5 protein-coding genes are annotated in these 8,818 nt (G+C 45.5%); all 5 read left to right on the forward strand.

Features of this window, described 5'->3' with window-relative positions; genetic code table 11:
- The 5 genes from ACO4XG_RS07580 to ACO4XG_RS07600 all read left to right on the forward strand — a co-directional run bounded on the left by ACO4XG_RS07580 (position 1) and on the right by ACO4XG_RS07600 (position 8,704).
- Positions 1–3,060, forward strand: coding sequence for a type I restriction endonuclease subunit R (locus ACO4XG_RS07580; RefSeq protein WP_308509332.1), 3,060 nt, complete (start codon positions 1–3; stop codon positions 3,058–3,060).
- A gap of 21 nt (positions 3,061–3,081) precedes the next feature.
- Complete coding sequence (locus tag ACO4XG_RS07585) at positions 3,082–4,008, forward strand: HamA C-terminal domain-containing protein (protein ID WP_308509331.1); 927 nt, start codon at positions 3,082–3,084, stop codon at positions 4,006–4,008.
- Complete coding sequence (locus ACO4XG_RS07590) at positions 4,005–6,713, forward strand: DEAD/DEAH box helicase (RefSeq protein ID WP_308509330.1); 2,709 nt, start codon at positions 4,005–4,007, stop codon at positions 6,711–6,713. Before ACO4XG_RS07585 ends, ACO4XG_RS07590 begins: the two co-directional genes overlap by 4 nt.
- 38 nt (positions 6,714–6,751) lie before the next feature.
- A complete protein-coding gene (locus tag ACO4XG_RS07595) occupies positions 6,752–8,104 on the forward strand; it encodes an RNA-binding domain-containing protein (RefSeq protein ID WP_308509329.1) in 1,353 nt (450 codons plus the stop codon).
- Positions 8,105–8,257: 153 nt separating this feature from the next.
- Positions 8,258–8,704, forward strand: a complete 447-nt coding sequence (locus ACO4XG_RS07600; RefSeq protein WP_308509328.1) for a hypothetical protein — start codon at positions 8,258–8,260, stop codon at positions 8,702–8,704.
- Positions 8,705–8,818: the final 114 nt, after the last annotated feature.

Below are 8,818 nucleotides of genomic sequence, written 5' to 3' on the forward strand. Positions count from 1 at the left end.
ATGGCTTTTACCAACACAAAGGAAAACGGCCTTGAATCCTTAATCGTGAAGTGGCTGGTTGAGCAGAACGGGTACGAGGAAGGAACAAATGCCGACTATAACAAAGAATACGCTGTCGACGAGACACGCTTGTTCCGGTTCCTGCAGGACACGCAGCCAAAGGAAATGGACAAGCTGGGCGTATTCACTTCTGATACGAAAAAGCGACAGTTCCTGAACCGCTTGTCCGGAGAGATTGCCAAGCGCGGCATTATCGATGTGCTTCGTAATGGTGTGAAGGTTTATCCGGCAGACCTCATCATGTTCTACCTTACACCGACCGAAAATAACGAGCAGGCAAGAATCATGTATGAGAAGAATATTTTCAGCGCAACACGGCAGCTGCGCTATTCACAGGATGCCGGGAAGCTGGCTCTGGATGTTTGCCTGTTTATCAATGGCCTCCCGGTTATCACAATGGAGCTGAAAAACCAGCTCACAAAACAGAACACAGAGAACGCTGTGCGCCAGTATAAGGAAGATAGGGATTTTCATGATCTGCTGTTCTCCTTTAAGCGATGCATGGTTCACTTTGCTGTGGATGATGCTACGATCCAGTTCTGCACAAAGCTCGCTGGTAAGGATAGCTGGTTTCTGCCGTTCAATAAGGGTTACAACGATGGCGCAGGAAATCCGCCGAATCCGGACGGTCTTATGACAGACTACCTTTGGAAGGACATCCTTACCAAGAGAAAACTGTCTCGTATTATAGAAAATTATGCGCAGGTCATCGAAGAGGTGGATGAGGATACCAAGAAGAAATCCATCAAGCAAATATGGCCGCGTTATCATCAGCTCGACTGCGTGGAGAAGCTGCTTGCTGACGTGCAGGAAAATGGTGTCGGCAAACGATACCTGATCCAGCATAGCGCCGGAAGCGGCAAGTCAAACTCTATCGCATGGTTGGCGCACCAGTTGATTGGACTTGAAAAAGACGGTCACCCGATGATCGATTCTGTCCTTGTGGTTACTGACCGCCGTATTCTGGATAAGCAGATCCGCAATACGATCAAGCAGTTCATGCAGGTCAAGAACACCGTAACATGGGCAGAACATTCCGGAGATTTGCGTAAAGCCATACAAGACGGCAAGCGCATCATTATATCTACAATAGAAAAGTTCCCGTACATCATATCCGAGATTGGGCAGGAACATAAGAATAACAAGTTTGCCATCATCATCGATGAGGCACACTCCGGCCAGAGCGGACGTAACTCCGCCAATATGAATCTGGCGCTTTCCGGGCTCGCTACAGATGATGAGGCTGATAATGAGGACAAGATCAATGCCATGATGGAGGGACGTAAGCTCGTCTCCTCTGCCAGCTATTTTGCCTTCACAGCTACTCCAAAGAACAAGACCGAGGAAAGGTTCGGTGTTGCCTATGAGGAGGACGGCGAAATCAAGCATCGCCCGTTCCACGTCTATACGATGAAGCAGGCTATTCAGGAAGGCTTCATTCTTGATGTACTTCGGAACTATACGACCATCGACAGCTGGTACAAGATCATGAAAACGGTCGAGGACGATCCGATGTTTGACAAGAAGCGTGCACAGAAGAAGCTGCGTGCCTTTGTTGAGGGTAATCCGGACGTCATCGCAAAGAAGGCTGCCATGATGGTGGAGCACTTCCACGAGCAGGTTATTGCCAAGAAAAAGATCGGCGGCAAAGCTCGTGCAATGGTAGTCACTGCAAGCATCCCGAGATGTATTGAATATTACTACGCAATTAACAAGTGCCTCGCAGACAGACATAGTCCATATAAGACTATTGTTGCATTTTCCGGTGAGCATAAATATAACGGACAGGAACCGGCATTGACGTCGGCTGCCATGAATGGATTCCCGGATGCTAAGATTCCGAAGAAGTTCAAAAAAGATCCGTATAGGATACTTATCGTCGCTGACATGTTTCAGACCGGTTTCGACGAGCCGCTGCTGCAGACAATGTATGTGGACAAGCCGCTCTATGATATTGCAGCGGTACAGACACTTTCTCGTCTGAATCGAGCACATCCCGGCAAGGACGAAGTATACGTTCTGGACTTTGCAAACAAGACCTCAGTGATTGAGGAGGCGTTCTCGAAGTTCTACAGAACAACGATTCTTTCTGGGGAGACCGATCCAAACAAGCTGTATGACCTGATTACCATTATGGAGGAATATCAGGTGTATGACGACAGTGATGTTGAAAAGCTGGTAGATCTTTTCCTGAGTGGCGCAGAGCGTGACCGCCTTGATCCAATTCTAGATGCCTGCACAGCTGTATATAAACAGCTTGAGTTGGATGATCAGATTATGTTCAAGAGCGCCGCTAAGTCCTTTGTGCGTACATACGGTTTCCTTGGTGCAATTCTTCCTTACGGAAATGTTGACTGGGAGAAATTGTCGATTTTCCTGAATCTGCTGATCCCGAAGCTGCCATCGCCACGCGACGATGACCTGTCGGAGGGTATTCTTCAGACGATTGACCTCAGCAGCTATCGTAACGAGGCACAGGAAGCTATCGCTATTAAGCTGGAGGATGCGGATGCAGAAATTGCACCGGTACCTGCGGGCAAGGTAGGCTATATCGTTGAGCCAGAGATGGATTTGCTTTCTAAGATCATAATGGACTTCAACGATATGTTTGGAAATATAAACTGGAACGATGCGGATAATGTTCAGCGTCAGATTCTGGCTATTCCAGAGATGGTGTCAAAGGATAAGAAATATCAGAATGCCATGAAGAACTCTGATGCGCAGGAGGCGCGTACCGAAAGCGAGCGTGCTCTGCAGGCGGTCATCTTCTCTATCATGGCGGACAATATGGAGCTCTTCAAACAGTTCCAAGACAATCCGTCCTTTAAAAAATGGCTGTCTGATTTGGTGTTCAACCTGACTTACAATCCGGAGGGCAAGGAGTATGTGATGCCGGGTACGGATCAGAAGTCTGTGACTTACGATTTTAATCCGCAGCAGGATTTGATGATGGTGGCCGAAGATCCGGCACCTTATGGTGAAAAGAAAAATGACGACTAATTACAGGGAGGTGTATGGGCGTTGGAACTCACAAAAACTGTAAAGGATAAAACTTTCGATGATTACTTTACAGAGGTCGATCACAGCGAAAGCATCAGTGAAGATCGACCGGGTTCAATGCGCCTTTTTTACCTCAATGTCAGAAGCGGAAAAATCAAGATAGCCGATCTTGAGAAATTCACGATGCTGAACATTGGTCGCTATGTATTCTCACGGGCAAAGCAGGAACAGTATGAAAAGGCCGGAAATCTGGATGCTGTAATGCAGCAGGCCCTTCGCATTATGCGGAAACGTGGCGCAGCTGATTCTAAAGGTACCGGAAATGAACTCGGCGAGATTATGATTTACGCTTTTCTTGAGGAGAAGTTAAAGGCATATAAGCTACTCAGCAAAATCGAGCTGAGCACGGATGCTGCGCAGTATTTGAGCGAGGCTGACGGTATCCACTTCCTGTGTTCTGACGGCACCAGCGGATCGTATAACCAGATGGTATTTGGCACTTCAAATATTGTCGGAGAGATTAAGGATGCCATAGATCAGGCTTTCGAGATCACCAAGAAGATCAGTGCCCACGAGGATGATGAGGTTTACATGATTGAAAAGACCGTCCTCGATCGTTTTTACGATGAAGATGATCTGGCAGTCTTGAAAGAGTATGTTGTGCCAGAGGAAGGAAAGAAAGCCAAGTACGCAATATCTTATGGCGTATTCTTGGGATATAATTTCGGCATTCTTCCTTCAGGGCGCAGCGATGATGAATTGCTGGATATTATGCAGGAGAAGCTGGAACAGGATGCACAGCAACACGCTGCATACATCTCGCAGAAAATAAAGGACTGCGGCCTGGAAAACCATGTATTCTATTTTTACCTGCTTCCACTGAATGATGCGGAGGCTGAAAAGAAAACGATAATGCAGCACGTATTGGATGGAGATGTTGACCTATGAGCGGTGAAAAGAGAACACTCGGTGCCGCCATCTTTGCCGACATCGAAGACAACGAATACTTGAATAAGATCCATGAAAAGGTGCTGTATAACTATGCCCTGCGATTGCTTCAACTTAACAAGAAGGAACCACTGCCTTTCGATCAGAAGGAGAAGCGCGATGCGTTGCGTTTCGCAGACCTGCTGTCGAAGTCCAATGATCCTGAAAAGGCAAATGCTCATAAAATCTGGGCGCAGGAAATTGTAATCCTCTTGAATGAGCTTTATCCGGAGGACAAGCTGATCAAGCTTTATGCCGGAGATGTCTTTTCAAGTATAGGAAACCACAAGGGTAAAGAACACATTAATTCCGAATATCAGGACATTACTGCACTGGAGAGGTTTTTCTCTGAGTTTAGGGATGACTATCTTACGATTCCCGCCGAACCGGGCGAGAAGTTTTTTGCTGCGCAGAAAGCGGCATACGATCACTTGACAGACGATTGCTTTAGTTATTCGGCTCCTACCTCTATGGGAAAGTCCTTCATCATGCGGATGTTTATCAAGAACGAGGTCATTCACGGTGCGCAGAAGAACTATGCCTTGATTGTGCCGACGAAGGCTCTAATAAACGAAGTGCGTGGAAAGGTTATTGATGACCTTGGTGAAAACGGAAACCTTGAGAAAATCAACTACCTTGACCGATGCAATTATCGTGTAGTAACTGCGGCCAGTGATATTGCGTTGGAGGAGGAGCATAATTATATCTTTGTTCTCACGCCGGAGCGCTTGCTTTACCTGCTGATCAGCCAGCCGAAGGTACAGATAGACTATCTGTTTGTCGATGAGGCACATAAGTTGTCTGGCAAGAACAGCCGTGTTCCGTTTTACTACAAAGTTGTGGATATGCTTTTGAAACGAGAGCATAAGCCACACTTCATCTTTGCCTCTCCGAATATTCCGAATCCGCAGGTTTATCTCCGGATGATGACGGATATAGAGGCCGGTGATGATAGCAAACTGGCAATTACATACTCGCCGGTCGTTCAGGTGAAGTTTCTTGTAGACCTGAAGAATCACGAAATTCAGGTTTATAACGAGCATAACGGGAAACGTATTCATGTTGCGAATATACATGACCGAGGCGGGAGAAATGCAAACCTTACAGATATTCTGCTGAAATTTGAAAAAATGAATAAAAACCTGCCGGAGGATATGCGAAAGCAGACCATTGTCTACTTCAACGGTAAGAATAAGGCAATCGATGCTGCTCGGAGATTTTCTGACGCACTTAGATATGACGGCATTAAGAATGATCCTTTGCTGGAAACGCTATCTAAGGACATCCGTCAGGAAGTTCATGGCGACTATTTCCTTGCCGACATGATTCGCAAGGGCATCGCTTACCATATAGGGTATCTTCCTGCTTCGATTCGGGCAAGGATAGAGACACTGTTTCAGGAAGGGCATATAACGATTATGTTCTGCACCAGCACTTTGCTGGAGGGCGTTAATTTACCTGCAGACAATCTTTTTATTACAGACAACAAGATATTCCGTAGCGAGATGGAGCCGGTCGATTTCAGAAACCTAATAGGACGTGTTGGCAGAATCAGCTTCAATCTCTTTGGTAATGTATATTTTGTTACCGACGAGGAAGAAACAGTAAAAGCCGATGACTACGTCAGGATGCTGCAAGAGAAAGTGCCTGAGCAGGTGCTTTCCATCGCTACGAATCCGAAGGTTCTCAAGAAGGTTGAAAAAAAGTATGTAGCTGACATTCTTAAAAGTGGTAGCTCTGTAATTCCACAGCGTGTTAATGAGAATGGCGATCCTCTTCAGTCAGAAGAGTCCTATATCATGATGCGTAAGTTTGGCCTTATTCTGCTCAGGGATATTGTTGAGGATAAGGATACACTCGTGCGTCGAGAGTTTAAGCCATTCCTGACAGACGAGGATGAAAAGAATATCCGCGACAAATTCAAGAATACAGAGACAATCCCGGACGACGACATAAATACATCTGTTGACCAGACAAAACGTCTCATTATGGCTATAAAAAATAATGATCTGCGTTATCCGGAAGTGAAGGATGGATATTTCAGACACGACGTAGTTTTGGAGTTTTTGAAGAAGCTGAGCAATGTTTTCCAGTGGAAAATATATGAATCTAGCACACTTGGCAAGGATAGCCTGCTGAGCTGGTACGCGGTTATCCTCTGTGAATGGATGGAAGGAAATGGCCTGAACTACATCATGCGGGCAGCCTTGAAGCATCATCGTGAGAAACCGGATGACTTCTGGATCAACAGATATACCAAAGGTGTGTATGACGATACCTCGTTAATCCATCGTAACATTGTTTTTGCAGATACGCTGGAGGTAATTGAAAATGTCATCCTGTTTAGCATATCGAACTACTTCCTGCGATTTTCAAATGAGTTCAGGCGTATTAAGGGTGATGATGAATTGGACGCCAATAACTGGTATGAATACGTGGAGTATGGTACCACAAATCCGCTGACGATCCTTTTGCAGAGAAATGGCTTCTCGCGTGAGTCGGCGCGATTCATCAAGGAAAATCCGGAGTATGTCGTGAAGGACGGCAGCACAGGGAAATTAAAACTGAAGGCTTCGTTATCAAAGTGCGGTCGAACCAGCGTGGAGAACGAAGTCGAATATATCCGGCAGAATGTTCCGGGAATTTTTGCTGATGAGGAAGAATAGGTATTGTCTTTCAAGAATAAAAGAGGAGGTCATAGCACATGGCAGAGAGCCAGAATATTGAATATAAAGAATCATGGCGTGACGAATACCTGAAGTGGGTATGCGGATTTGCCAATGCGCAGGGCGGTACGATCTACATTGGTGTACGCGATGATGGGAGTGTCGTAGGAGTTAAGAATGCAAAGAAGCTGCTCGAGGACATCCCCAATAAGATTCAAACCGGACTTGGAATTATTGCGGATGTTAATAAACATACCGAGGATGGGCTTGATTATATTGAAATCAAAGTTGAGTCGAGCAGTTTCCCAATCAGCTATCATGGAGAGTTTCATTACAGAAGCGGCGCTACAAAGCAGCAGTTGACAGGTATCGCGTTGTCCCAGTTCATCATGAAAAAAACCGGGTTCCGGTGGGAAGATGTTACCATTGACAATCTTATCGTAGAAGAGCTGGATGCTGAAAGTTTTAAGATATTCCGAAGAGAGGCAGAGAGGAGTAATCGGATGATGGAATCTGAGCTGAATGTCTCAAATGCGGAACTGCTCAGCAAACTACACCTCATGAAAGATGGCAAGCTCAAACGTTCCGCTGTTCTGCTTTTTTACAGTGATCCTCAAATTGTACAGACAGGGAGTTATGTCAAGATAGGAAAATTCGGAAAGGGAGCGGATCTTCAGTATCAAGATGTTTTGGAAGGCTCTTTGATTACTACAGCGGATAAGGTCATTGATCTAATTTACTTGAAGTATCTGAAAGCCAAAATCACATATGAACATGACCGACGCGTTGAAACCTATCCATTTGCACGTGAGGCAGTCCGCGAAGCTGTCTACAACGCAATTGCTCATAACTGTTATATGTTTGGCACGCCTATTCAGATTCGGATTGAGGATGAGGAAATGATCATCAGCAATCGTAGTGTTCTTCCGGATGGCTGGACTGCGGAAACCCTGATGGAACCGCATGACTCCATCCCCTACAATCCGGATATAGCGAATGTCTTTTATCGGATGGGATATATTGAAACATGGGGACGCGGCATCCAGAAAATATGTGATGAATGCAGAGCTCTCGGAGCGGAACTTCCACAGTATGAGGTATTGGGGAATGGAATCCGTTTGCATTTCAAAGCGCTCCAAAGTGCTCTTATAGACCAGCCCAAAGCACCAAAGCACCAAAGCTCTGACATAGATGGTGCTTTGGAAAGAGCAATGGTGCTTAGACTCATAGACATATTAAGAGAAGAATCAAATATTTCTCAGGAGGCTTTGGGAGAAAAACTGGGGACAACAAGAAGAGTTGTTCAGAAATACATTAATGCGCTGAAGGAGTCTGGCTGTATCGTTCGTATCGGCGGCAAGCGTTATGGTCACTGGCAAGTTAATGATTGATTTCTTCCAGTTTGATAACATGCGCATTGAAAACGAGAAGGAATGGATGCAGATGGCTCAGTTTTATGCAGAATGGTCAAAGAAGTTCTACGATGTGATTGTGCCGTATATAACGGCAAATTGGCAGTAGTCCGCTCAGGACGAGGAGTACTGATGGCAAATTTAAATTCTGAGAATCCGCACGTCGGATGCAAGTTCCAAGAATTTGTGCAAACGATTCTCAAAGAAAAATATAATATATATTTTGAGCAGGAAGTAGCAATCCCCATCGGCAGACCGCCAAAGGAGCACAAGTTTGATCTTGCCAATGCTGACAGGTCTATCGTGGCTGAATGCAAATGTTATACGTGGACTGATTCCGAGAATGTTCCGAGCGCAAAGTTGATGGGCTTGGACGAGGCTGTATTTTACTTTGGCTTTCTGTCTTCTGGGACAAAGAAGCTGCTTTGTATGAAAAAATCAGTGTTTCGTGGCAAGCAGGAAACACTGGCTGAGTATTATGTTCGAGCACATGGGCATTTGATTGAAGATGTCTCTGTAATAGAAATTTCTGATGATGGAACAATCAAGATCGTCAGAGATGGATCATCGATCCAATAGAGGCATATTAGGGCTGCGGCGATGAAATCCCATGCACTTGCGGAATCGTCAAAGGTTGATGGCTAGATTGCAAGATCAAGTAGGACAGTCTGAAATAATTCCTCCGGCGAACTG

The organism is Stomatobaculum sp. (assembly GCF_057248925.1).

Bases quoted from the DNA above. Each gene is read 5' to 3' on its own strand.
- ACO4XG_RS07580 (WP_308509332.1), top strand. From the start codon at position 1: ATGGCTTTTACCAACACAAAGGAAAACGGCCTTGAATCCTTAATCGTG.
- ACO4XG_RS07600 (WP_308509328.1), top strand. From the start codon at position 8,258: ATGGCAAATTTAAATTCTGAGAATCCGCACGTCGGATGCAAGTTCCAA.
- ACO4XG_RS07590 (WP_308509330.1), top strand. From the start codon at position 4,005: ATGAGCGGTGAAAAGAGAACACTCGGTGCCGCCATCTTTGCCGACATC.
- ACO4XG_RS07595 (WP_308509329.1), top strand. From the start codon at position 6,752: ATGGCAGAGAGCCAGAATATTGAATATAAAGAATCATGGCGTGACGAA.